The organism is Rhodobacteraceae bacterium S2214, assembly GCA_025141675.1.
GTDB lineage: Bacteria > Pseudomonadota > Alphaproteobacteria > Rhodobacterales > Rhodobacteraceae > Yoonia.
Genome location: CP081161.1, coordinates 1,882,258 through 1,906,476 on the forward strand (window position 1 = coordinate 1,882,258; position 24,219 = coordinate 1,906,476).

Below are 24,219 nucleotides of genomic sequence, written 5' to 3' on the forward strand. Positions count from 1 at the left end.
GGCGGCGGCAAGCATAGGTTAAGGCCAGTCGCGTAATTCAAAGGCCATACTCCTATGTCGCTGAATCATATCCGTCCTTGGCGTAACATTTACCGGCGTGAAAGCCGTCAGATCATGGTGGGCAATGTGCCCGTTGGGGGCGGTGCGCCGATCTCTGTCCAGACGATGACCAACACGCTGACAACAGACGTGAAGGCAACGATCGAACAGATCAATGCAGCGGCAGAAGCGGGGGCCGACATTGTACGTGTGTCCGTGCCGGACGAAGCGTCCAGCAAGGCGCTAAAGTTGATCGTGCCAGAGGTGTCAGTGCCTCTCGTGGCGGATATCCATTTCCATTACAAACGCGGTATTGAAGCGGCAGAAGCAGGGGCGGCCTGTCTGCGTATCAACCCAGGCAATATTGGCGACGAAAAGCGCGTCAAGGAAGTCATCAAAGCGGCCCGCGACCACAATTGTTCAATCCGGATCGGGGTGAACGCCGGATCGCTGGAAAAGCATTTACTGGATAAATATGGCGAACCTACGCCTGACGCGATGGTTGAATCCGGTCTCGATCACATCAAGATCTTGCAAGACAACGATTTCCACGAATTCAAAATCAGCTGTAAGGCCTCTGACGTCTTCATGGCGGCTGCTGCCTACCAACAGCTTGCCGAAGCCACTGATGCACCGATCCACCTTGGGATCACCGAAGCCGGCGGTTTAATCAGTGGCACAGTCAAATCCGCCATCGGCATGGGCAACCTGCTGTGGATGGGGATCGGGGATACGATCCGTGTGTCGCTGTCCGCTGATCCGGTTGAAGAAGTCAAAATGGGCTTCGAGATTCTGAAATCCTTGGGGTTGCGCCACCGCGGCGTGAACATCATTTCGTGTCCGTCATGTGCCCGCCAAGGGTTTGATGTGATCAAAACGGTCGAAACGCTTGAACAACGGCTTGAGCATATCAAAACGCCCATGTCGCTTAGCATTATCGGGTGTGTTGTGAACGGACCGGGTGAGGCACTGATGACCGACGTGGGATTCACAGGCGGCGGTGCGGGTCACGGCATGGTCTATCTGGCGGGCAAGCAAAGCCACAAACAAGACAACGACAGTATGGTCGACCACATCGTCGAACAGGTCGAAAAGAAAGCCGCCGAACTCGACGCGCTTGCAGCAAAAAAAGAAGCGGCAGAGTAATTCTCCACCGCCTCATTCTTTCAGTTCTAAATATCCCCGCCGGAGGCATCTGAAAAATGCCCCCTGCGCAGGTTTTTGCGTTTAGCCGTACCAGCCGCCCATCTTTGCGGAAATACCATCAGCAAGCATTTCGGCAAATGCCATCGGGTCCTGTGTGCCATTGTCCCGACCGCGATAGTGGTACGGGTAAACGTTCGCGGGTTTGAATTCGTTCACGGCATCAGCTGCGGCTTCTGCGCTCATCGTGAATGGCAAGTTCATGCAAACAAACGCGATGTCGATGTCTTCCAATGCGCGCATTTCCGGGATGTCTTCGGTGTCACCGGAAATATAGACGCGGGATCCATCTACGGTCAGAACGTAGCCGTTGTCGCGGCCTTTAGGGTGAAAGTTCAAACGATCTTCTGTCGTGTTATAGGCAGGGATCGCTTCAATCGCGATATCGCCGAATGTCGTGTCATCGCCGTTTGCCATCTGCATCGCTTTGGCTTGCATGTCTTCTGGCAACATGTCGAATACGGCCGGGTTCGTGACCAGTGCTGTGTTTTCCGCAACGATGCCATTGAGCGTATCAAGGTTGAAGTGATCGCCGTGCTCATGCGTGATCAGTACAAGATCGGCAGTCGGGAAACCTTCGTAGTTGGACGCATCACCCACAGGGTCGACGTAGATCACCGCAGTTGGCGTCTTCATCACGAATGATGCGTGGTCCACAGGGGTAATCTCGATCCCGCCGTTGGCGGTCGGAAAGCTGTCCGCGCCGTGCCCATCTGCATGTGCTGCGAACGGCAGGACAGTCAGCGTGCTGGCTGCTGCTGTGTGAATTAGAAACTGACGGCGGTTTTGGGACAGGCGCTGCATGGTAATCTCCTGGTTGTGCATATTCTTTATACGCTACACCTAGGGCGTTCCGTCGCAGCGGCCAGATGATTTATCGAGAAGGCCGAATTAACCGTCGCGGGACCGCAGTTGGGCGACGATCTGTTCCATCTGCGCCAATGGCACGTAGCCACGCAACATTTGGTCTTCGAACACGAACGACGGCGTGCCTGTGATTGCCAAGGCGTCTGCCAGCGCGCGGTTTTCTGCAATCACAGCGTTGACTTCGGGGCCGTTCATCATGTCCGCCAATGCGTCGTGATCATATCCAAACGCGTCCGAAATCCGCGCAAGGTTCGCGTCCGTGATATTACCTTGGTATTCCATCAGCGTGTTGTGGATGTCGTAATAGGCGTCATCGCCCACGACCTGTTGTACGGCCAATGCGTAACGGGATGCCAAAACAGACTGTTCCCCTAGGATCGGCAGTTCCTTGATCACATAGCGGATATTCGTATCGCCATCGATCAAAGCCGCGACCTCGGGGTGGGCGCGTTTGCAGTAACCGCACCGATAATCAAGGAACTCAACGACTGTGAAATCGCCGTCCGGATTGCCCCCGACGAAAGATGTATCGCTGCTGAACAATGCGTCGGCATTTTGTGCCACGAGGTTCACGTCGTTCGCCCGTGCGTCCGCCGCCTGACGATCTTCGAGAACGCCGATGGCTTCCATCAACACTTCAGGGTTTTCCAGCAGATATGCACGCACTTCGGCCCGGAACGCTGTGCGTTCTTCTGGTGTCATGTCTTGTGCGACAACAGGTGTGGCAAGAGCTGCCATCACGGCGAGAGGGGCGAAACGAAGCATAATCTGTTTTCCTATACAGGGTCGTCACCTGAAAACCATATCGCGCCCTGCGTGCCAAGTGCCATTGACGCCGCATGGCGCTTGCGTGCAAAACTCTGCCAAAATCATAAAGGGCAGCAGATGCGTCATTCAACCCGTGGTATGGTCGATCCGTTTATTGTGATGGATGTGATGGAGGCCGCACGTCAGGCCGAAGCCGCAGGGCGTCACATCATCCACATGGAGGTCGGCCAGCCTGGAACGGGTGCGCCCGCAGAAGCACGTGCGCGACTGGCGGCCGATCTGGATGACCCGCTTGGTTACACCGTGGGGCTGGGCCTGCCGGAATTGCGCGCACGGATCGCCCAACACTACCGCGACTGGTATGACGTTGATCTTGATCCGAACCGTGTCGTCATCACGTCTGGGGCGTCGGGTGCTTTCCTTTTGGCCTTTAGTGCGTTGTTTGATAACGCTGAACGGGTGGGGCTGGGCACACCGTGTTATCCATCCTACAGGCAAATTCTAAAGGCTGTTGGCCTAACGCCTGTTGATATTGAAACGACGCTTGCGGATCGGTTCCAACCACAGCCATCTGCAGTTGTTGATCAAGATCTGGCTGGGTTGATCGTGGCATCCCCCGCGAACCCGACTGGTACGATGCTGGACAAAGGTGAACTTGCGGCTTTGGCCAAAGCCTGCACCGAAAACGGGGCGGCGTTGATATCAGACGAGATTTACCACGGGCTTGGCTACGACCGTCGCGCTGTCTCTGCGCTAGAGGTCACCAACGACGCTTACGTGATCAATTCGTTTTCCAAGTATTTCTCGATGACAGGTTGGCGCGTCGGCTGGATGATTGTGCCTGAAGATCACGTGCGGATCGTGGAACGACTGGCGCAAAATATGTTTATCTGCGCACCGCACGCAGCCCAACGTTTAGCATTGTATTCAATGGATTGTGGTGCAGAGCTTACGCAGAATATCGACGTCTACACCGCAAACCGACAGCTGATGATTGATGGCCTGACGGCTGCTGGGTTCACCAAATTCGCACCACCTGACGGGGCGTTTTACGTCTACGTCGATGTGTCGGATTACACTGATGACGCGCTCGGTTTTGCGGGCGAGATTTTGGATCAGGCTGGGGTTGCCGTCACGCCGGGGCTCGATTTTGACCCCAAACGCGGGCACCACTGGCTACGGTTTTCCTATGCACGGGGCACGGCAGACATCACCGAAGGTCTCGCACGGTTGTCCGCGTTTATGAAAGGGCGTGCAGCATGATCCGTGTCGTGGCGGCGCTGTTGATGACGGCGGGATCCGCGTTTGCGCAAGATTTCAGTGGCTTGGCGCGCATAGATCATGTCGACAGTGCGATCACGGACACCCGCCAAGGCATGGCCGTTGATTTACAATTGTCGCAGGTCGTACCTTACCGCGTGTTCACGCTGGATGAACCGCGTCGTCTGGTTGTCGATTTTCGCGAAATTGATTGGACGGGGACAGATAAGGCCCAGCTTGATCAGTCCGACATTGCTAGCGCCATCCGCTTTGGTGCATTTCAGGCGGGTTGGTCGCGGCTGGTCGTTGATCTATCAGAACCGGTTGTGCTCAAAGCGGCAGAAATGACTGTAAATCAATTGGATAACACCGCCAAGCTCACGTTAGTTTTGCGTGATGCAGACCCAGTCGAATTTGCTGCGACCTCTGGCGCACCTGTCAGTGCGGCGTGGGATATCGCCACCGCACAGCCCAGTTTGCCAGCGCCAACGCCAGAAGACGGCCCACTGACAGTGGTGCTGGATCCGGGGCACGGCGGTGTCGATCCCGGCGCAATTCAGGGCGGCGTTGTCGAAGCAAATCTGATGCTGAAACTTGCCATCGAAGTGGCAGAAGCGTTGAACAGAACAGGCCAAGTGCGGGCCATCTTGACCCGTGAAGCCGACATCTTTGTTCCATTAGAGGGGCGGATGACTATTGCTCGCGCTGCGAAGGCGGACCTGTTTATTTCGTTGCACGCCGATGCGTTGGAAGTGGACGAAGCCCGCGGTGCTTCGATCTACACACTCAACGCTGAAGGGTCGGACCGCGCCGCCGCCCGTATGGCAGAAAGGCACGAACGGGGCGATTTGCTGGCGGGCGTCGATTTGTCAGAACAAGACGACCGCGTCGCGACTGTTTTGATGGACCTTGCTCGGGCCGAAACCGAACCGCAAAGCCAACGCTTTGCAGAACAGGCGGTGGCAGCGCTGCGCGACGCAGGTGCTCGTCTCAATTCAAAGCCGCGTCGCGAAGGGCGGTTGGCCGTTCTAAACGCACCTGATTTTGCGTCCGTTTTGATCGAAGTCGGGTTTTTGTCTAACGCAAACGACCGCGCGATGCTGTCCACGACATCGGGCCGCGCGCCTGTCGTGGACGGGATTGTCGCAGGTGTACTGTCCTGGGCCCGCGAAGAGGCCGCGCGCGCACCGCTGGTGCGCCAGTAAAACGTGATCATCGGGGCGCAAAAATAGGCGAATTCCGGCAGGTTTCCCCGTAATCGGCTTTTGACCATCACCGCAACAGCGCGTATACCAGCGGCCAACAAATCCAAAAGGATTACGGGCTTGCTGCGGTTTATCTTATCTTTCTTCGGGGGTATCTTTACGACCCTCACGTTTGGTCTTGCGATCTGTGCGCTGGGGCTGGGCGGTGTGTTCTATGCCTACGGGCGTGATCTGCCGTCTTATGACGTGCTGTCACAATACGCGCCTAAAACGATCAGCCGAATCTATTCGGGTGAAGGTAAGATCATTGATGAATTCGCGACCGAACGGCGCTTGTTCACGCCAATTGAAGAAATTCCTGACATCGTAAAGCAGGCGTTCATCTCTGCGGAAGATAAGAATTTCTACGAACACCCGGGCTATGATCCGCGCGGTATGGCGTCCGCGTTCGTGGATGCAGTCAAATCACGCGGTGAAGACCTGCGTGGTGCGTCTACGATTACACAGCAGGTCGCCAAGAACTTCCTTTTGGACGGATCGCGGCGCGGTCTGGACGGGATTTCACGGAAGATCAAAGAAATCATTCTGGCACCTCGACTGGAAGAAACGCTTGGCAAAGATGGCGTTTTGGAACTGTACCTGAACGAAATCGACCTCGGTGTCCGGTCCTTTGGTGTGACGGCCGCCGCGCAAAGTTATTTCAACAAATCGCTGTCTGAACTGAACCCGGCAGAGGCCGCATTCCTCGCCGTGCACCCAAAAGCGCCGTACAGCTATCACCCAGTGCGTAACCGCGAAGCCGCGCTTGATCGCCGCGCGTTTATTCTGCGCGAGATGCACGAAAATGGCTACATTACCGATGAAGAATGGGAAGTCGCGAAGGCTGACCCATTGCTGACAGTGCAGGGCGGGGATTTCCCGTCGCACTTCGATGAACGCCCGCCACGCGATTACTTTACAGACGAAATCCGTCGCCAACTGTCTGCTAACTTTGGTGAAGAAGAGTTCTTCAACGGCGGTCTGTCGATCCGTGCCACCATCGACGAAGAATTGCAAAAGGTCGCTGCAGAATCGCTGCAAATTTCGCTCGAGGACTTTGATCGCGGTCTTGGGATCTGGCGCGGCACAGGTGAATCCATTCCGGCAGAGGCTTTGGTCGATGAAGCATCGTGGCGCGACGCATTGTCCGACGTCCGTGTTGCCCGCGATATCGAACTTGAAAACGAATGGTTTCCAGCCGTCGTGCTGGGGGTCGAAGACCAGCAACTGCGCGTAGGTATCGAAGGCATTGTTGAAACCGCCGCCGAACCACAGGTCGTCCCCCGCGAAGACATCCAGTGGATGCGCGGTAATTTCTTCGACAATTTTGAAATCGGTGACGTGGTCCACGTACGCCGCATGACCCAAGACAGCGACGGTGCATTTATCCGTTGGACGCTGCGCCAAGTGCCAGAAGTGCAGGGCGGGTTTATGGCGATGGACGTGAACACAGGCCGCGTGCTGGCGATGCAGGGCGGGTTCTCTTATCAGAACTCGGTCTTTAACCGCGCCACGCAGGCCCGTCGTCAGCCGGGGTCATCCTTCAAACCTTTTGTTTATGCAGCTGCCCTCGATTCCGGTTATTCGCCCGCGACGATCGTGGTCGATAGCCCGATCGAAATTAACACGCCGCAAGGTGTCTGGCGTCCGCAGAACTCTTCCAACCAGTTCTATGGCCCGACGCCTTTGCGCACGGGGATCGAACAGTCGCGGAACCTGATGACCATTCGTCTCGCGCAAGAGGTCGGGATGGGGACAATTGCGGAATATGCCGAACGTTTCGGCGTTTACGACAATATGAACCGCGTTCTGGCGGCGTCATTGGGGTCGGATGAAACCACTGTGTTCAAGATGGTCGCAGCCTACGCGATGTTTGCGAATGGCGGCGAACGTGTGGAACCAACATTGGTCGACCGTGTGCAAGACCGTTACGGCGCGACGGTGTATCGTCACGACCAGCGGAACTGCGTCAACTGCACGGGCTATGAACTCGGCGCAGGTGAAGCGCCACGTATCGTGTCCAACCGCGAACGCGTGATGAACGAAATCACGGCGTACCAGCTGACCTCCATGATGCAGGGCGTTGTAGATCGCGGGACAGCCAAGCGGACGGTGAACCAATCCGTGCCAATCGCGGGTAAGACAGGGACCACCAACGACACCAAAGACGTTTGGTTCGTGGGCTTCTCATCCAACATCGTGGCCGGTTGCTACATTGGATATGACACGCCACGCACAATGCGCGGTGCGTCCGGTGGCGGGACATGTGGTCCGGTCTTCAACCGCTTCATGACCAAAGCCGTTGAACGTTTCGGCGGCGGCGCGTTCCGTGCGCCTGAAGATTGTCAATTCATCCGGATCGACCGGTTTTCTGGTGCGCGTTTGCCAGATGGTGCGACAGGCGACAACGTGATCGCAGAATGTTTCCGTCCGGGCGAAGAACCTGTCTTCGGGATCACATTTGACGGTGGTTTTGGCGTATCAGCCAACCTGCCGCTGTTTGAAGAAGTGCCGCGCGCGGCTCGTCAGGTCACCACGTCCACTGGTGGCACTGCGACTGTGGGGCCAAAGGCGTCCTTTGGGTCACTGTCCTCTGGCGGTTTGTACTAGCACGATTGCCCGTCGCGATGCGGCGGGCTATCACCTTTTGAAATCACATTATATTTGCGGAAACGATCCATGCGCGCTGAGACACAAAATACGATTGCGGCCATTGAAAAGTCATTGGCTTTGCTCGCACAGCGGCTCGATTACGAAACAGCGCCGCACCGCTTGGAAGAATTCAACGCGCGCGTTGAAGACCCGAACCTGTGGGATGATGCGACAGCGGCCCAAAAGCTGATGCGCGATCGTCAGAACCTTGTGGACGGGATCGACAACTACGAAAAGCTGAAACAGGAACTGACCGACACGGTTGACCTGATCGAACTCGGCGAAATGGAAGACGACGCCGAAGTAGTTGCCGAAGCCGAGGCATCGCTGAGCGAACTGGCTGAACTTGCGGCCAAGAAAGAGCTCGAGGCCTTGCTTGACGGCGAAGCGGACGGCAACGACACGTTCCTCGAAATTAACTCCGGTGCGGGCGGGACCGAATCCTGTGATTGGGCGTCGATGCTGGCGCGGATGTATGTCCGTTGGGCCGAACGCAAAGGGTACAAGGTCGAACTGCAGTCCACGACACCGGGCGAAGAGGCGGGAATCAAATCCGCGTCCTACAAGATCAGCGGCCAGAACGCTTATGGTTGGTTGAAGTCGGAAAGCGGCGTGCACCGGCTCGTGCGGATTTCGCCGTTTGATAGCGCGGCCAAGCGGCACACGTCTTTTACATCTGTGAAGGTGTATCCGGTTGTCGATGACAACATCGAAATCGAGGTGAATCCAGCGGACATTCGTTTGGATACCTACCGGTCTTCCGGTGCTGGTGGTCAGCACGTCAACACCACCGATTCCGCGGTGCGAATTACGCACCACCCAACAGGGATCGTGGTTACGTCATCTGAAAAATCCCAACACCAAAACCGCGATATCGCGATGAAAGCGCTCAAGTCGCGATTGTATCAGATCGAACTTGATAAACGTTCTGCGTTAGTTAATGAAGTTCACGAGAATGCTGGCGATGCCGGTTGGGGCAACCAAATCCGATCTTATGTTTTGCAGCCATACCAAATGGTGAAAGATCTCCGGACACGGTTTGAAACATCCGATACCCAAGGCGTTCTTGATGGTGATCTTGATGGCCTGATGGCCGCAACGCTCGCCATGGACGTATCAGGAATGAGCCGCGCCGATGCGACGGCTGAGGATTGATGTAACTGAGTTAACGAGGAAGACGGATACATGAAATTTACATCGCTTTTTGCAATCGCTGCGGCGTCAACTTTGGCCGCATGTGGCGGATCGGGGGGCGGTGGTGCCGTTACGCCCGTTCCGGTTCCAGTGCCCGCTGTCGAATTTGAAGCTGGCGTCGTCACAACCAATGCAGACGGGTCGTTTACGATCGCCCAAGGCGGCGAAACGATCAATTTGCCCGCATCGCGTTTCACGTCCAATGGCCAACTTGCATGGCAAATGGGCTTTAACGGCGGCGTAGACAACGCGAACAGCTTTATCACTGACGACGTGACTGCCATCGGCGGCGTGTCTGGCGGGGCAGGCGGTACTGCATTTTCTGGTATTACTGGAACTCTTGGTGACGCCCCTGCAGGTGACGCTACATTCGACGGTCGGTTTGCCGTGAGCGAAACGTCGGGCGCAGGACGCAGCGGCCCGATTAGCTTGGTCTTTGACTTGTCCGGCAACACGCTGGAAAGCGCCGCTGGCGCAGCACTTGTTGTTGACGGCGATGTTGCTTCAAACGGTCAGGTAACCGGTTCGGTGACATACGGTAGCGAAACTGCTGAATTCGAAGGCGGCTTCTACGGCGATGATGCTGTTGCTGGCGCATTCAATAACGACGCCATCGGTGGTGTCTTTTACGGCACAAACTAAACGCGATCCATTGGCGCAGCACACTCATGCGTTGCGCCAATGGGCCAAATCTTGATGCTGACGTGTAAACGATGCCCTCGCAAAGAGGGGCAATCCAAGCGCGAGGCAGCAAGATGATCAGGTTCCCTATCCCACTTCTATTGACGACTTTGGCATTGAGCGCCTGTGGCGACGGGTCTAACCCGTTCAACTTCACGACTGACGTACCGGACGATGTGGCAACCTACGTCGATCCAGGCGCGGTAAACCAAGACGTCGACGGTGCCGTTTCAATTGAGCAAACCACCGGGACAATCGACATCCCCGAATTGACGTTGACGGATACTGAAATCTCAGCGTTTTCTGACGATGAAACCAGCGGGAACGCAGTGCAAAGCGCGGATATGCTTGCGATTGGTGGGATCCGCAATGGCGTGGGGTTTGCAGGTATCACCGGTACAACCGCAACAACGGCCCCCGAGAGTAACGCGACATTTACCGGCAATTACGCCGTGACAAACGCAAGCGGCACCTCAACTGGCCCGCTTGAAGTGATTTACACCTTCGGCAACAATACATTGATCAGCGTTGACGGCGACGTCAGTGTCGCAGCGATTGCCAATGGAACCACACTGACAGGCAGCGTGACCTACGCAGGCGAAAGCGGTGCGTTGTCCGGCGGGTTCTATCCGGAAGGCCAGCTTGCCGCGGCATTCAATGGCGAAACGATGGGTGGTGTGATCTTCGCTGCGCAGTAACGGCTCGTCACATAACCACTCAAGCAACAAAAAAGGCGCCACCAGAAATGGGGCGCCTTTGTCGTGTGAGCTGCGTAAACGGCTTACTTGTTTTCTGGCATCTTTGCTTTTGGCGCTGTGCCTGCAGTGGACAATGGATCGTCCTGACGCTGCACAGAACCTTCAAAGTGGGCACCAGACTCTATAGCGATTGTCTTGTGGATGATGTCACCCTCAACACGCGCTGTCGCTGTCAGGCGGACCTTCAGGCCACGCACACGGCCAACAACGCGGCCGTTGACCACAACGTCATCAGCAACGACTTCGCCCTTAACAGTCGCGCCTTCGCCAACTGTCAGCAGGTGGGCGCGGATGTCGCCGTCTACCTGACCTTCAATATTGATATCGCCGGTTGTTTTGATGTTGCCGGTGATCAAAAGATCAGCGGACAGCGTGGACGCTGGCGGCTTCGCTTTTGGTGCGGCAGCTTTGTAATCAGCAGAGCCAGTGGATGCAGCAGGCTTTGCTGTGGCAGTGTCTGTAGCGGGCTTGTCGCCGGCGGCAGGTGCAGGTTCGTTGATTTTGCTTTTAGAAAACATCTTGTCCAGCTCTTATGTAAATCATCGGGTTAACAGGTGATCCGCCAACGCGAACCTCGTAATGCAAGTGCGGTCCGGTAGACCGTCCGGAGTTCCCCATATCACCAATCCGCTCGCCGCGCGAGACCCTTTGTCCAACTGACACGCGCATGCGGTTCAGGTGGGCATAACGGGTCTCGATACCGAACTCGTGTTGGATCTTAATCAAGCGACCATAACCGGACGACCAACCCGCAGATGTGACAACGCCGTCAGCGGTTGCATAAATAGGCGTACCAACAGGACCTGCGAAATCAGTACCAGCATGCAGGCGTCCCCAACGCTGACCAAAACCGGATGTCAGGCGGTAGTTCGCTTTCACAGGAATATCGAATGGGGCGCGTTCGGCTGCGATACGGTACAGGTTGATCCGGTCGAGTTTGCCAAGAATGCCGTTCGCGCGTTCTGCATCTGGATCAGGTGCACCGCCACGGGTTGAGAATGACAGCGGCATCAGCGGGCCACCTTGTCCAGAATATCCGCGGCGGACTTGGGCAAGCAGGTTGTCAGGGTTCATGCCAGCGGCGCGGAACATGTCATCCAGCGGTTCAACTGAGACGAGCATGGCTTCTTCCAACTGGCGGAAGATTTCGTCGTTCTTGTCCTGCAGCAGGCGCAGTTCCAGTTCAATTTCTGAAGCGCGATCAATCGCGAATTTGGCATCCTCGGCGATCAGGTCGCGTTCGGCTGATGTTTCGGCCAGCGCAGAGGCCAGCAATTCAACCGTGCCGTTTGCTTCTTCGCTGATGGCGTCAACAGCAGCAGGGTCGGTGCCGTCAGCGGCAAGTGTGGCCAGCTGATCGCGTGCATCTTCACGTTCGCGCATTGTGCTACGCAGCGTGGCTTGAACAACCTCAAGACCGGTTTCCAATTCGCGGCGTTTATCTTCGGTGGCCAGCAATTCAGACTGCATGATCGAAATCTGCTCGAGCGCTGAACTAAACCGTTCCTGTGCCGCCATTGCTTCGTCAGCGCGGGCGTCGCGTTCGGCGGACAGGGCGTTCAGGCGGTGTTCGTAGACCATCTGGTCACGCTGGGCCTGCGCCCGAAAGTTACCGGATCCAATGCTATCCATCAGCAAAATCGCGGTGGCGATGATCGTCCACGCGACAACAACAATGCTGCCGGCCCAAGCGACCAATTGTGTTTCAGGCATCAGACGAATGAAGCGAGTTTCTGAATCCGAGCGCAAAAAGAGGCGCTTTTCCGGAAAGTAATTCTCAAGCCAATGGTGAATGCGGTTCGTAAGCCGTGATCGCACGTGATGCCCTCTTGTCCCAATTCCCTACACGGCAGGCTCCCACACCCGTTGGTCCGCGTGCGATTGTGTTAGGGAATAGGTCGGCATCCCGCAACAACTTTGGCAGATAAGCAGGCGAAAACACGACATTTTCGGCGTTTTTGCGCGGGTTTCTGCCGATCTGCCGTTAAGTCGGTCGTCCGTCCTTGGTTAACGGCCAGTAGAAATCCGGTGGAATACCCGCTTCGGCGCGTTTTTCTTCGTTGAACGGAGGGCGCAGATCACTGTGAAAATACTTGCGGACGAGGGCGTGAAAGAAGGGCGTTGGATCTTCTTCTTGGCGCCCACAAAGGTAGTGGAACCACTTCGATCCGTATGCCACGTGATGGACTTCCTCGGCATAGATTGTCTCAAGGGCGGCCACCGCATCGTGGGCTTTTGCCTGCTTGAAAATCTTGATCATGCCTGGGGTCACGTCTAACCCACGCGCCTCTAGCACCATCGGCACAACAGCCAAGCGCCCGTAAAGATCGCCCTTTGTATCTTCAGCTGCACGCCACATGCCCGCGTGCGCAGGCAGAGCACCGTAGTGCGATCCTTCCGCTTCAAGACAGTCGCACATCAGATTGAAATGTTTAGATTCCTCATCTGCGGCTTGGACCCAATCGTCGTAGAATCCAATCGGCATTTTCACGTCCGTAAATCGTGCAATGATGTCCCAATGCAGGTCAACGGCGTTCAGCTCAATGTGGGCCACGGCGTGCAACAATGCGATGCGGCCCTCGGGTGTGCCGGGCTTGCGGTGTGGCACATCGCGTGGGTTCAGCAGTTCTGGCGCGGCGGGACGTGCAGGCATATCCGGCGGGTTGGCATGACCAATTTCGGGTACTTCGCCCGCCGCACGCGTATCGCGCCATGCTTGCGCAAACTCGCGTGATATCGCGGTTTTTTCGCGCCCGTCAGCCGTCGTTAAGACGGTTACGGCCATCTGTGCCAGTGGCAGCATTGCGTTGTCCTTCAATTCTTTTGGCACCAAACATCCCCGCCGGAGGCCTGAATTTTCGTAGAAAATTCGAATCCTTACAGCGCGCGGACTGATTCAAGCACGGCGTCCACGTGACCCGGCACTTTCACTTTGCGCCAGATCTGCGCAATCTTGCCGTCACCGTCAATCAGGTAGGTCGCGCGTTCGATCCCCATGTATTTTTTGCCGTACATGTTTTTCTCGACCCACACACCGTAATCTTCGCATACAGTGCCGTCTTCGTCAGACAGCAGCGGAATGCCCAGTTCGTATTTGGCGCGGAATTTTTCGTGTTTGGCGACGCTGTCCTTCGAGACACCCCAAACAACGGCACCTGCTTCTGCGAAAGCGGCAGCCTGTTCGGTAAACCCAATCGCTTCTTTTGTGCATCCGGGTGTGTCGTCTTTGGGGTAAAAGTAGACCACGACCTTCATGCCCTTGGTCTCGGACAAATCGACCATACCACCGCCGTCACGTGGGAGATTGATTGCGGGGGCCGGATCGCCAACAGTCAGATTTGTCATTGTTTATCCTTCGGTCTGTGCATTTAAGGTTTTGTTTTAGGGCAAGGCGCGCAAAGATAAAGCCCGGGACACAAAATGCGGCGCTTTTTCTTGGGTTCTTTCCAAGATCGCCGTAATGGGCAATGATGAACGACGAACCACAGCTAGACGCGGTCGAAGAACCGGCGACGCGGGCAAAGCCGCGGCGCAGCGCGTGGCGTCATTGGACGCTTCATAGTGTCAAGCTCGCTGCCGTTTTGTTGCTGACGCCGCTTGTGATTGCGATGATCGTGGCCATAGCCATTCTGGATCGTGACATTACCGCACCTTCGTGGATCAAATCGCGCGTAGAGGCGACAGCAGGTGACTTTCTCAGCGGTGGCGCGCTCAGCTTTGGCGAAGTGACCGTCAATCTGGGCCGCGACCTGCATCCGCGTGTCACATTGCGCGATACCACATTGACCGATGCGGCAGGCACCACAGTGGCGCGCATTCCGGTCGTGCGTGGCTTGATGTCACCACGCGGTCTTGTGCTGCAAGGCGAAGCGTTGATGCAGGACGTTCAGTTGAGCGGTGCACAGATTAATTTACGCCGAAACGCAGATGGCACTGTCGCACTCGCATTTCAGACGGGCGGGCAGGACGTGGGGCAGGCGGGCAGCTTTGCCGAATTGCTGGATCAGGTGGATCAGGCTTTTGAACAGCCTGCTCTTGCCGCGCTCGAAACGATCCGCGCAGACGGATTGATCGTCAATTACCAAGATGCGCGGGCGGCCAAGGCGTGGACAGTGGATGGCGGCCAGATCAATCTGGACCTGCGCGACGACCAAACCGACTTGCGCGGCGCGTTTTCGGTATTGTCGGGCGGAGCAGGTGTCACCGATCTAGCACTTACATATAATAGCCCACGTGGCAGCCGGGCGGCTGAGTTTGGTGTGAACATTACAGACGCTTTTGCATCTGACATTGCCGCGCAATCAGCGGCACTAAGCTGGATGACCGATATCAACGCCCCGATTTCGCTGACGCTGCGGACCGTTATGGATGAAGCAGGCGCACTTGGACCATTGAATGCCACGTTGGCCTTGGGACAGGGTGCGTTGCAGCCCAATGCGGCCACAGAACCGATCCGGTTCGACGCAGCCAAGGCGTATCTCAACTTTGATCCAGCCACACAGACGATCAGTTTTGATCAGATTGAGGTGAGCAGTGATTGGGGCAATCTACGCGCAAATGGTCAGGCGTTTCTGAAGGACATCGAAGATGGTCTTCCGCAATCGCTTGTTGGGCAATTCAGCTTTGCCGATACATTGTTGAACCCGCCGGGGCTGTATGAAAACGGCTTGAAACTGCCCAACACGCAAGTCGATATGCGCCTGAATCTCAGTCCCTTTGCAATCGATCTTGGTCAGGTCTTTGTGCAAACCGAAACCGTCAACATCCTCAGTAAAGGCCGGTTTGCGGCGACGGATGCAGGGTGGGACGTAGCTGTAGACGCAGGCATTGATCAGTTTGATCAAGCGGCGTTGTTACAGCTTTGGCCCGCGCAATCGCTCGGGAAAGTGCGCGGGTGGCTCGAACGTCAAGTTCCCTTGGCCGACTATTCCGATCTGCATTTCGCCTTTCGGAAACGTCCGGGCGCCGCCGCGCAAGTTGCAGGAAACTACGCATTTGAAAACGCGGAAATCTGGTTCCTGAATTCGATGCCACCCATTGTTGGTGCCGCGGGTCTGGGCACATTTACAGCCGACACGTTCACGACAACCTTAGACGCTGGCCATGTGGCAGCCCCTGTTGGCGGTAGGTTAGATGCGACGGGATCGGTCCTGCATATGCCTGATCTAAAACAAGATCCGCGCCCTGCAGAACATGACATTCGCCTCAACGGATCAATGACCGCAGTGATGTCGATGATGGACTTGCCGCCGCTCGGCTTTACGACACGTGCGAAACTGCCCGTTGATGTCGCCGACGGCCGCGTGAACGCACGGATCAATCTGCGTCATCCGATGCGGCGCGGGAATACACCTGCTGATTTCGATGTTGAAGTGACGGCTGAACTGCGCGGCATCAATTCAAACCGGCTGATCCCCAATCGTCGTCTATCGGCTGATCGCCTTTCACTGTTCGCGGATCAAACGAGGCTTGAAATTTCGGGTGCCGCGACTGTTGACGGGATCGGGATGAATGGATCTTGGGTCCAGCGCTTCGATGGAACGGGCAGTAGGCTGCAAGCTGGGCTGACTTTGTCGGAAAACGCAATGCGTGCGTTCAATGTGTCGCTCCCACCGGGATCGGTGGCTGGCACGGCGCCTGCGCGGATCGACCTGCGCATACCATCGGGTCAGGCACCGCAATATACCATCTCATCTGATCTACGCGGCATGCGCGTGGCGATCCCTGCGGTGGGATGGGCAAAAGCGCAGCAAACACCGGGAGATTTGCGGGTAACTGGTCGCTTGGGGGATGCGCCACAGGTCGATGAAATCGCAATCTCCGGAGGCGGGTTAACCGCTCGCGGCGACGTCACATTCAAGGGCGACGGGTCCTTGGACCGTGCACGTTTTTCACAGGTGCAGGTCGGAAATTGGCTGAACGCACCGATCACGCTGCGAGGACGCGGCGAAGGCCGTCCAGTTGGTGTCGAAATCAAAGGTGGGGCAATCGATCTGCGCCGCGCCAACTTTGGCCCAAGTTCGGGCGGGGCGACGGGACCGATCTCAATCGCGCTCGACAGGTTGCAAGTGACGCAAGGGATTGCGCTGAACCGATTTGCCGGTGAGTTCACCAGCTCCGGCGGCTTTGCAGGCCAGTTCACGGCAAGGATCAACGATGCAGCCAACATTCAAGGAACGGTTGCCCCGCGCAACGGGCGGTCTGCGGTGCGCTTGCTCAGCGACGATGCGGGCGGTGTGGCGCGTGCGACGGGTCTTTTGCGGGGGGCACGAGGCGGCACGCTTGATCTGACGCTGCTACCGACGGGCGGGGATGGGACGTTCGATGGGGCCTTGGCGATCCGTAGTCTGCGCATCCAAGATGCCCCCGCGATAGCCGCGCTTCTTGATGCTATCAGCGTTGTTGGCCTGTTGCAGCAATTGGACGGGCAGGGCATCGCCTTTGACGAAGTAGACGCGCGGTTCCGCCTGACCCCACAGCAAGTCATCCTGACACAATCAAGCGCGGTGGGGCCGGGGCTTGGCATTTCGCTGGATGGGATTTACACGCTCGCCAGCAAACAAATGGACTTTCAGGGCGTGATTTCACCGCTCTACATCATCAACGCGATTGGGTCGATTTTCACACGCCGTGGGGAAGGTCTGATCGGGTTCAACTTTAACATCGGCGGCACAGCAGACGCACCGAGCGTCAGCGTCAATCCACTGTCCGCACTGACACCCGGCATGTTCCGCGAAATCTTTCGCCGTGCCCCGCCACAGGTTCCACAATGAAGCTTTCCGATTTCGACTTTTCGCTGCCTGACGACCGGATCGCGGTGCGGCCCGCAAAGCCGCGCACAGCCGCCAAACTGTTGTTGGCGCAAGGGGATCAGATCACAGACAAACACGTGTTCGATCTGCCTAGTATCCTGCGCCCCGGCGACCGTCTGATCCTGAACGACACAAAGGTTATTCCCGCACGCCTATCCGGCTTACGTTGGCGCGATACGGCGCAAGGACGGATGTCAGCGAAGATCGAAGTCACGCTGCTGGACCCGCAACCGGATGGCGCATGGGCCGCCTTGATCAAGCCGTTGAAAAAAGTGAAAGACGGCGAAGAAATCATCTTTTCCGACGATCTGTCAGCGACCATGATCAGCCGCGCGGACGGGCAGGGACTTTTGCAATTCAACCTCGCTGGCGACGATTTTGATGCCGCTTTGAATGCGGTTGGAGCAATGCCATTGCCACCTTATATCGCGGCAAAACGGCCAGCAGATGAAGCTGACAAAACCGACTATCAAACGGCGTGGGCGGAAAATACGGGCGCGGTCGCAGCCCCCACCGCGTCCCTACATTTCGATGACAAGCTGCTGAAAACGCTGGCCGATATGGGCGTTGAATTCACCAAAGTCACGTTACACGTCGGCGCAGGCACCTTTTTGCCCGTGAAAGTGGACGATATTGCCGACCACAAGATGCACGCCGAACGGGGTGACGTTACAGCACAAGCGGCGGCAGAAGTGAACGCAACCAAAGCCGCAGGCGGGCGCATCATTCCCGTCGGCACCACAGCGCTACGCCTGATCGAAAGTGCAACGAAGGACGGCCAGTTGCACGCATGGTCGGGGGCCACCGACATCTTCATCACACCGGGGTTCCAGTTCCAACTGACCGACGGGTTGATGACAAATTTCCACCTGCCGAAATCAACATTGATGATGCTGGTTTCGGCATTGATGGGTGTGGATCAGATCAAAGCGATCTACAGCCACGCGCTTAATCACGACTACCGGTTCTTCTCCTACGGGGATTCATCGGTTTTGCTGCCCAAGGGCTGATGCGCGACGCAGTGGAACCTACTTTAGTCCAATGACCAATTAAATCCGGTCGCTTGTTCTGAAACGGTCCAAAGCTTGCTCATCACTGCTTTGTCGTAGGCATGCGGTTCCAACGTGCCCTTGCCAACGGGTCCGACCCATTCCATGCGGCCCGTCGGTCCATAAAGGGCGCGTTGTTCAAGGCCATCTTGGGTCGCGCACATGACTTCGGGGTAGGCCCCTTTTTCGGCAGATTGCACCAGTGGGGACATTGCCATCAGCCGGAAAACCGCCCGCATGACAAGGCTTCCGCTGGTCGAGATCAGCGACGTTGCAGATGACCCGGGGTGGCAGACGAAAACGTCCACTGCTTTATGCGCGGCCTTGATCCGGTCCTGCAATTCGTAGGCAAACATCATCTGCGCAAGCTTGCTTTGGCTGTAAACGGGGTTCGGGCTATAGTTTTTGTCCCAGTTCATGTCGTCGAACTGGATGGTTTTAATCCCCATGTTGTAGCCAAGGCTGGCGACAACCACGATCCGGCCTTGCGATTGTTCAATCCGGTCAAACAGCAGGCCGCAAAGCACAAAATGTCCATAGTGGTTTGTCCCCAATTGGCTTTCGAACCCGTCCACGGTCAGCTTTTGGGTCGGAACCTGTGCAATCGCGGCGTTACAGATCAACGCGTCAATCTGCGGAGCGATATTGAGCAGTTTTGCAGCAGCGCTACGGACGCTTGCCTGCACTGCCAAATCCATTTGAACAAAACCGACATCGGCATTCGCCCCAAATTCCTGCTTCAGATCATCGATTGCCTTCATGGACTTTTCAGCGCTGCGGTTCAGCATCACGACCTTCGCGCCCTTAGACAGAAAAATCCGTGCGGCTTGAAATCCGGTTCCGGCGTTCGCACCGGTGATGACGTAGGTCTTGCCAGTCAGTGACCCCAGCTTTTCCGGTGTCCAGCCTTGCGGGCCAAATTGCGTGTCAGTCATATCAAATTCCTCGTGCTGTCGCGAAGCAGCGTCGCGCTTGGTGTTCCTTTGCTGTGATTGTAGATAAGTGTCGGTGTCGTACGTAAATAGTCCGTATCATCTCGAATACTTGCCTAATTGTCTCAAGTCATTGCGTATGAGCGCGGCCACTTGCTAAGGTGGCGTCATGAAACAAGACCAGATCAAAGATATCATCAACAATCAGATGACGACGGATGGATTGATTGAAAGCGGCATTGCCGGGGTAAAACTGTTCCGCGTGTCGGACCCTGTGCCATGCGTTCCTGCGGTTTACGAACCCAGCATTGTGATCATTGCATCCGGCGCGAAAGAAGCGGTGCTGGACGGCCATCGCTACGTCTATGACCGCCTACAATACATGGTTTGCCCCATGTCGATGCCGGTCGAAGCAGGGACGCCTCAGGCGTCGCCTGACGATCCTTTGGTGGGCGTCTACATATCGCTTGATCCACGCATCATGGGGGAGCTTGCACGCGAAATGGAAGACGCCGGTCGCGGTTTGATGCCTTCGCGACAGGTCCCGGTTTCACAAGGGATCAGGCTGGCGCAGTGGGATGAAGCATTCGCCGATGCGTTAATGCGGCTTCTGGCGCTCGTGGGAAACGAAACAGATCAGGCGGTGCTGGGTCAATCGCGGCTGCGCGAATTGCTTTATGCGGTTTTGAAAGGCGAAGCAGGGTATTTCGCGCGACAGGCTTTTGGCGTCGGCAACGCAATTGCGCGATCTATTTCGCACGTTTCTACACACCTCAACGAACCCATTTCGATTGACGACATGGCCGCGCGTGCGGGTATGAGCCGCGCCGTTTTCCACCGCAAATTCAAGAATGCGACGACAATGTCTCCGATCCAGTTTGTAAAATCGATGCGCTTGAATAATGCGGCTATGAAGATTGCGGGTGGCATGACGGTGAATGAAGCAGCCCTTGATGTCGGTTATGTCAGTCCATCGCAATTTAGCCGCGAATTCAAACGCTTGTATGGGCAATCACCGCGGCAATGGGGGGATGCACAACACCCCGCGTTGACCCTAAACTAGGCGAAATTACGAGCGCGCTAAACTGAAACTCTATATGCAACCTCTGCATGAAAAGGGGAACTTTATGCTGCGTTAGCAAAATGTCGCTAATGGTGTCGTTTTCAGACTAGACCCACCGGAGTCTCGGGCGTAGGCGCGGCGGTAAGCCGACCCGTAAGGAGATCAACATGGTACAGGTGTTTTTTGCGTCTTGGGCATTGTTCCTAGGCATGTTTATGTTGATGATCGGCAACGGCCTGCAAGGGACGCTGTTGGGTCTGCGCGGGGAAGTTGAAGGTTTTTCAACGCTCGAAATTTCGATCGTCATGTCGGCCTATTTCTTGGGCTTTCTCGGCGGGTCACGGTTCACCCCTAAGATGATCGGTAAGGTCGGGCATGTTCGTGTCTTTGCGGCGCTCGCATCCACAATCTCGGCTGTTCTGATCGCATATCCCGTCTTGACGGAACCTTGGGCATGGATATTGGGCCGGACCGTGATCGGTTTCTGTTTTTGCGGCGTGTATATCACCGCCGAAAGCTGGCTGAACGATTCATCCGATAACGAAAACCGTGGCCAAGCGCTGTCGATCTATATGATCGTTCAAATGGCAGGCATCGTTTCGGCGCAATACCTTGTGACCTTGGGCGATATCAGCGGCTACGTCCTCTTTATCGTGGCCTCAATGCTCGTTTCACTGGCGTTTGCACCAATTCTACTGAGCGCGGGGCGTATCCCGGAGTTCGGCACAGCCAAACCAATGAGCATCAAGCAGTTGATCAAGACTTCGCCCCTAGGCAGCGTCGGGATGTTCCTGTTGGGCGGGGTGTTTGCGGCCCAGTTCGGTATGTCAGCTGTCTACGGTCAACGGGTGGGGCTGACGGTTGGGCAAATCTCGGTCTTCATATCCGCGATTTATATCTCCGCGCTCGTTTTCCAATATCCCATCGGTTGGCTATCGGACCGGATTGATCGTCGAATCCTGATTGTGGGTCTTGGCGCATTCGGGGCAGGTGGCTGTCTTGTGGCCTATGGCGCGGGTGCGGTCGTGGAAGACAGCTTTATCGCGATCGTAATCGGTGGCGTGATCATGGGGGGGACATCCAACCCGCTTTATGCACTGCTGATCGCCTACACCAATGACTACCTCGAAAAAGAAGACATGGCTGGTGCTTCTGGTGGATTGCTGTTCGTCAACGGCGTTGGGGCTGTGTCGGGCCCGTTGATTTTGGGTTGGATGATGGATCAGGTTGGGCCCGGTGGGTACTGGATGTTCCTTTTGGTCCTGATGGCGGGCATCGCTCTCTACGCCTTGTTCCGGATGACCCAGCGTGAACGTGATATCGAATATGACAACGTACCATACGCGCCGATTTCTGCGGCAGGTACTGCTGTGATCGCCGAGGTCGCACAAGAGGTCTACATCGAAGCGGAAGAAGAAGTCATTGCCGAAGCGGAAGCAGAAGCAGATGATGAAGCAAACGCTGATCAGGAGACTTCAGATGACACAGATCGCGACACCAATTGATGTCCGGACCTATTGGCTTGAAACGTTAAAGCCAAAGGATTGGTATATCGCCAATGATACCGTCGACGCGGACATTACCCAGCGGTTTCAAGAAACGTGGTGTCTCGCGCGTGATGGAGGTTGTCAGAGCTGGCTAGACACGCCGGATGACCTGCTCAGTTACCTGATCCTCTGCGACCAATTTCCGCGCAATATGTTTCGTGGCAGCGGGGACGCTTTTGCGACGGATGCGGCCAGTCGGGATGCAACACGTCTGGCGCTATCGCGGGGCTGGGATATGAAAATCACCGAACCCGCACGGCAATTCATTTACATGCCACTGATGCATTCCGAAGACCTTGGCGATCATGACCTCGCGATTGAACTGTTTGCGACGCGGATGCCTGAAACCGGTGCAAACAACCACGATCACTGCTTAGCCCATCGCAATATCATCGCGGAATTCGGGCGGTTCCCATATCGTAACGCGGCCTTAGGACGCGAAACCACCTCGGCTGAACAGGCATTTCTTGATGCGGGCGGCTACGGTTTTGCGCTGCGTCAGGTTCAGGGCGCAGCGGCAAAATAATTCGAATTTGAACCAATGCAGAAACATTAAGAAGATATTTTCTTCCCTCGGTGATGGTGTGTCAAACGAGCAGGGAAGTACGAATGAAACAGGATCCGATTGCGAAAAAAGATTCGCATGTGAAAGTCGACCAAAAGAAAACCAAAGCGCACGCATCAGAACCAAGCACGGCCCGCTTGATCATGGATGCGCTTGAACAATGCGTCATTTATTGGTCTGCGACGGGTATCTGCGAACTTCACAACCGACGTACTTTCGAGGTTCTCGAACTTGAACCCAAGCACATCGGTGAAGGCACGCCGCTCGAAGAATTTCTGACGATGGGGCGGGATCGTGGGGAGTTTTCAACAGCAAAGCTCCGCGAACTTCTGGATATGTTTCAGCTGACGCGGCCATTCCAATATGACTGTCAGATGCCATCGGGGCGGGTGGTCGCAGCCAAAGTGCGCCCAATGCGCGGTGGGGGGCATGTTGTAACGCTAAGCGATGTGACCGAAGCACGCCGCGCAGTTGCCGCCTTGAACGTCGCAAAAGCGGAAGCGGAAAAAGCAGAACGCAAGGCATCTGAGGTTTTAGAAGACGAACGTGCGCGGCAACGCGAAGCGTCATTGCTGGCCCAGATGGATGAATGGTTGCAGTCATGTAAGTCGCTGAAAGAATTGTTCGATATCGTCACGACCTTCATGTGCAAGGTTTTACCTGGCACCCGCGGTCAGTTGTTCATTTATTCCAATTCACGTGATGTTTTGGAAGTCGCCTGCGCATGGAATTGCGGATCGGACCAAGACAATGTCGCGCCGGACAGCTGCTGGGCCTTGCGACGTGGCCGGTCGTATACTTACGACCCCGAAGAGCTTTGTTTTGTGTGTGATCATGTGAAGGACGCACATAGTAAGGAAAAAAAGGCGGGAATTTATCTGTGCGTGCCGATTGTGGCGCATGGGGACACCGTCGGACTGCTGCACCTCGAATTTGTGGATGAAAGCCGTAACCCCGGCGTCATTGATGCCCCTGCATTTATCACCCGATGTGGCGAACATATTTCCATGGCGATTGCCAATGTGAAATTGCGCGACGAATTACAAGATCAGTCGACACGCGACTCGCTCACGGGGCTGTATAACAGGCGCTACTTTATGAACGCGCTTAGCCGCGAACTGGCGCAAACTGCGTCACGCCAAGGAAATTTTGCCCTGTTGTCGGTCGATGCGGATAAGTTCAAAAATTTTAACGACGAACATGGCCATGATGCAGGCGACGTCGTGCTGGAAGCGATTGCTGAAAAGATGCTTGCACTGGATGCGGACGGGGCAGTCGTTTGCCGTGTTGGCGGGGAAGAGTTTTCGATCCTCTTGCCAGCAACGGACCGGACCCGCGCCAGCGAAATTGCCGAAGAACTGCGTGCATCCATCGCTGAAATGCGTGTCAAATACGTCGGTGGACCATTACCTAAAGTGACGATTTCTGCCGGCATCGCAATTTATCCAACGCACGGCACGCAAGCAAAAGAACTGATAAAGGCTGCAGATACAGCGCTCTACGCTGCAAAAAAGGATGGCAGGGACAAGTGGAAAATCGCCGAAGGTGACGGCATGATCGAGTTTTGACGCAATGCGATAGCTGC

General features: G+C 55.9%; 20 protein-coding genes. 13 read left to right on the forward strand and 7 right to left on the reverse strand.

Annotation, left to right across the window (positions count from 1 at the left end):
- Positions 1 to 54 precede the first annotated feature (54 nt).
- Positions 55 to 1,185 (forward strand): flavodoxin-dependent (E)-4-hydroxy-3-methylbut-2-enyl-diphosphate synthase, encoded by a 1,131-nt coding sequence (gene ispG / locus K3729_09450; protein ID UWQ97716.1) that lies wholly within the window; start codon positions 55 to 57, stop codon positions 1,183 to 1,185.
- A gap of 81 nt (positions 1,186 to 1,266) precedes the next feature.
- Here ispG and K3729_09455 read toward each other — a convergent pair whose 3' ends face one another.
- Together K3729_09455 and K3729_09460 are read right to left on the reverse strand one after the other, a co-directional pair.
- Positions 1,267 to 2,037, reverse strand: coding sequence for an MBL fold metallo-hydrolase (locus K3729_09455; protein UWR01003.1), 771 nt, complete (start codon positions 2,035 to 2,037; stop codon positions 1,267 to 1,269).
- Positions 2,038 to 2,133: 96 nt separating this feature from the next.
- Entirely contained in the window at positions 2,134 to 2,874 is a 741-nt protein-coding gene (locus tag K3729_09460) for a DsbA family protein (protein ID UWQ97717.1), read from the reverse strand.
- A 120-nt stretch (positions 2,875 to 2,994) separates the two neighbouring features.
- Here K3729_09460 and K3729_09465 point away from each other — a divergent pair, with 120 nt between their 5' ends.
- The 6 genes from K3729_09465 (at position 2,995) to K3729_09490 (ending at position 10,606) form a co-directional block, all read left to right on the forward strand.
- Positions 2,995 to 4,140 carry an aminotransferase class I/II-fold pyridoxal phosphate-dependent enzyme gene (locus tag K3729_09465; protein UWQ97718.1) on the forward strand — a complete coding sequence of 382 codons (1,146 nt, stop codon included), beginning with the start codon at positions 2,995 to 2,997 and terminating at the stop codon, positions 4,138 to 4,140.
- Positions 4,137 to 5,342, forward strand: coding sequence for an N-acetylmuramoyl-L-alanine amidase (locus tag K3729_09470; GenBank protein ID UWQ97719.1), 1,206 nt, complete (start codon positions 4,137 to 4,139; stop codon positions 5,340 to 5,342). The genes K3729_09465 and K3729_09470 overlap by 4 nt, the downstream gene beginning before the upstream one ends.
- Before the next feature lie 120 nt (positions 5,343 to 5,462).
- Positions 5,463 to 7,991 carry a PBP1A family penicillin-binding protein gene (locus K3729_09475; protein UWQ97720.1) on the forward strand — a complete coding sequence of 843 codons (2,529 nt, stop codon included), beginning with the start codon at positions 5,463 to 5,465 and terminating at the stop codon, positions 7,989 to 7,991.
- 69 nt (positions 7,992 to 8,060) lie between these two features.
- Positions 8,061 to 9,188: a peptide chain release factor 2 gene (gene prfB, locus K3729_09480; protein UWQ97721.1), complete on the forward strand. Its 1,128-nt coding sequence runs from the start codon at positions 8,061 to 8,063 to the stop codon at positions 9,186 to 9,188.
- Between the two features lie 30 nt (positions 9,189 to 9,218).
- Positions 9,219 to 9,869, forward strand: a complete 651-nt coding sequence (locus K3729_09485) for a hypothetical protein (GenBank protein ID UWQ97722.1) — start codon at positions 9,219 to 9,221, stop codon at positions 9,867 to 9,869.
- 113 nt (positions 9,870 to 9,982) lie between these two features.
- Positions 9,983 to 10,606 (forward strand): hypothetical protein, encoded by a 624-nt coding sequence (locus K3729_09490; GenBank protein ID UWQ97723.1) that lies wholly within the window; start codon positions 9,983 to 9,985, stop codon positions 10,604 to 10,606.
- An 83-nt stretch (positions 10,607 to 10,689) separates the two neighbouring features.
- On the opposite strand, the gene K3729_09495 is transcribed toward K3729_09490, so the two are convergent.
- The 4 genes from K3729_09495 to bcp all read right to left on the reverse strand — a co-directional run bounded on the left by K3729_09495 (position 10,690) and on the right by bcp (position 14,011).
- Complete coding sequence (locus K3729_09495) at positions 10,690 to 11,184, reverse strand: polymer-forming cytoskeletal protein (protein UWQ97724.1); 495 nt, start codon at positions 11,182 to 11,184, stop codon at positions 10,690 to 10,692.
- Positions 11,174 to 12,484 (reverse strand): peptidoglycan DD-metalloendopeptidase family protein, encoded by a 1,311-nt coding sequence (locus K3729_09500; protein ID UWQ97725.1) that lies wholly within the window; start codon positions 12,482 to 12,484, stop codon positions 11,174 to 11,176. Before K3729_09500 ends, K3729_09495 begins: the two co-directional genes overlap by 11 nt.
- 166 nt (positions 12,485 to 12,650) lie before the next feature.
- Positions 12,651 to 13,469 (reverse strand): ferritin-like domain-containing protein, encoded by an 819-nt coding sequence (locus K3729_09505; GenBank protein UWQ97726.1) that lies wholly within the window; start codon positions 13,467 to 13,469, stop codon positions 12,651 to 12,653.
- A gap of 74 nt (positions 13,470 to 13,543) precedes the next feature.
- Entirely contained in the window at positions 13,544 to 14,011 is a 468-nt protein-coding gene (bcp, locus tag K3729_09510; GenBank protein ID UWQ97727.1) for a thioredoxin-dependent thiol peroxidase, read from the reverse strand.
- A 122-nt stretch (positions 14,012 to 14,133) separates the two neighbouring features.
- On the opposite strand from bcp, the gene K3729_09515 reads away from it, so the two are divergent.
- Positions 14,134 to 17,439, forward strand: coding sequence for a DUF3971 domain-containing protein (locus K3729_09515; GenBank protein ID UWQ97728.1), 3,306 nt, complete (start codon positions 14,134 to 14,136; stop codon positions 17,437 to 17,439).
- The gene (gene queA / locus K3729_09520; protein UWQ97729.1) at positions 17,436 to 18,488 is read left to right on the forward strand and encodes a tRNA preQ1(34) S-adenosylmethionine ribosyltransferase-isomerase QueA; all 1,053 of its coding nucleotides are present in this window, start codon (positions 17,436 to 17,438) and stop codon (positions 18,486 to 18,488) included. The genes K3729_09515 and queA overlap by 4 nt, the downstream gene beginning before the upstream one ends.
- A gap of 23 nt (positions 18,489 to 18,511) precedes the next feature.
- Here queA and K3729_09525 read toward each other — a convergent pair whose 3' ends face one another.
- Complete coding sequence (locus K3729_09525; GenBank protein ID UWQ97730.1) at positions 18,512 to 19,462, reverse strand: SDR family oxidoreductase; 951 nt, start codon at positions 19,460 to 19,462, stop codon at positions 18,512 to 18,514.
- Between the two features lie 166 nt (positions 19,463 to 19,628).
- Between K3729_09525 and K3729_09530 the strand changes: the two genes are divergently transcribed.
- The 4 genes from K3729_09530 to K3729_09545 all read left to right on the forward strand — a co-directional run bounded on the left by K3729_09530 (position 19,629) and on the right by K3729_09545 (position 24,202).
- Entirely contained in the window at positions 19,629 to 20,522 is an 894-nt protein-coding gene (locus tag K3729_09530; GenBank protein UWQ97731.1) for an AraC family transcriptional regulator, read from the forward strand.
- Positions 20,523 to 20,689: 167 nt separating this feature from the next.
- The gene (locus K3729_09535; GenBank protein ID UWQ97732.1) at positions 20,690 to 22,027 is read left to right on the forward strand and encodes an MFS transporter; all 1,338 of its coding nucleotides are present in this window, start codon (positions 20,690 to 20,692) and stop codon (positions 22,025 to 22,027) included.
- A complete protein-coding gene (locus tag K3729_09540; GenBank protein ID UWR01004.1) occupies positions 22,011 to 22,595 on the forward strand; it encodes a DUF924 domain-containing protein in 585 nt (194 codons plus the stop codon). Before K3729_09535 ends, K3729_09540 begins: the two co-directional genes overlap by 17 nt.
- Positions 22,596 to 22,678: 83 nt before the next feature.
- A complete protein-coding gene (locus K3729_09545) occupies positions 22,679 to 24,202 on the forward strand; it encodes a diguanylate cyclase (GenBank protein ID UWQ97733.1) in 1,524 nt (507 codons plus the stop codon).
- Positions 24,203 to 24,219: the final 17 nt, after the last annotated feature.

Excerpts from the sequence above, each read along its gene's own strand:
- ispG (UWQ97716.1), top strand. The coding sequence starts at position 55 with ATGTCGCTGAATCATATCCGTCCTTGGCGTAACATTTACCGGCGTGAA.
- K3729_09460 (UWQ97717.1), bottom strand. The coding sequence starts at position 2,874 with ATGCTTCGTTTCGCCCCTCTCGCCGTGATGGCAGCTCTTGCCACACCT.
- K3729_09465 (UWQ97718.1), top strand. The coding sequence starts at position 2,995 with ATGCGTCATTCAACCCGTGGTATGGTCGATCCGTTTATTGTGATGGAT.
- K3729_09470 (UWQ97719.1), top strand. The coding sequence starts at position 4,137 with ATGATCCGTGTCGTGGCGGCGCTGTTGATGACGGCGGGATCCGCGTTT.
- prfB (UWQ97721.1), top strand. The coding sequence starts at position 8,061 with ATGCGCGCTGAGACACAAAATACGATTGCGGCCATTGAAAAGTCATTG.
- K3729_09485 (UWQ97722.1), top strand. The coding sequence starts at position 9,219 with ATGAAATTTACATCGCTTTTTGCAATCGCTGCGGCGTCAACTTTGGCC.
- K3729_09490 (UWQ97723.1), top strand. The coding sequence starts at position 9,983 with ATGATCAGGTTCCCTATCCCACTTCTATTGACGACTTTGGCATTGAGC.
- K3729_09495 (UWQ97724.1), bottom strand. The coding sequence starts at position 11,184 with ATGTTTTCTAAAAGCAAAATCAACGAACCTGCACCTGCCGCCGGCGAC.
- K3729_09505 (UWQ97726.1), bottom strand. The coding sequence starts at position 13,469 with ATGCTGCCACTGGCACAGATGGCCGTAACCGTCTTAACGACGGCTGAC.
- bcp (UWQ97727.1), bottom strand. The coding sequence starts at position 14,011 with ATGACAAATCTGACTGTTGGCGATCCGGCCCCCGCAATCAATCTCCCA.
- K3729_09515 (UWQ97728.1), top strand. The coding sequence starts at position 14,134 with ATGATGAACGACGAACCACAGCTAGACGCGGTCGAAGAACCGGCGACG.
- queA (UWQ97729.1), top strand. The coding sequence starts at position 17,436 with ATGAAGCTTTCCGATTTCGACTTTTCGCTGCCTGACGACCGGATCGCG.
- K3729_09525 (UWQ97730.1), bottom strand. The coding sequence starts at position 19,462 with ATGACTGACACGCAATTTGGCCCGCAAGGCTGGACACCGGAAAAGCTG.
- K3729_09530 (UWQ97731.1), top strand. The coding sequence starts at position 19,629 with ATGAAACAAGACCAGATCAAAGATATCATCAACAATCAGATGACGACG.
- K3729_09535 (UWQ97732.1), top strand. The coding sequence starts at position 20,690 with ATGGTACAGGTGTTTTTTGCGTCTTGGGCATTGTTCCTAGGCATGTTT.
- K3729_09545 (UWQ97733.1), top strand. The coding sequence starts at position 22,679 with ATGAAACAGGATCCGATTGCGAAAAAAGATTCGCATGTGAAAGTCGAC.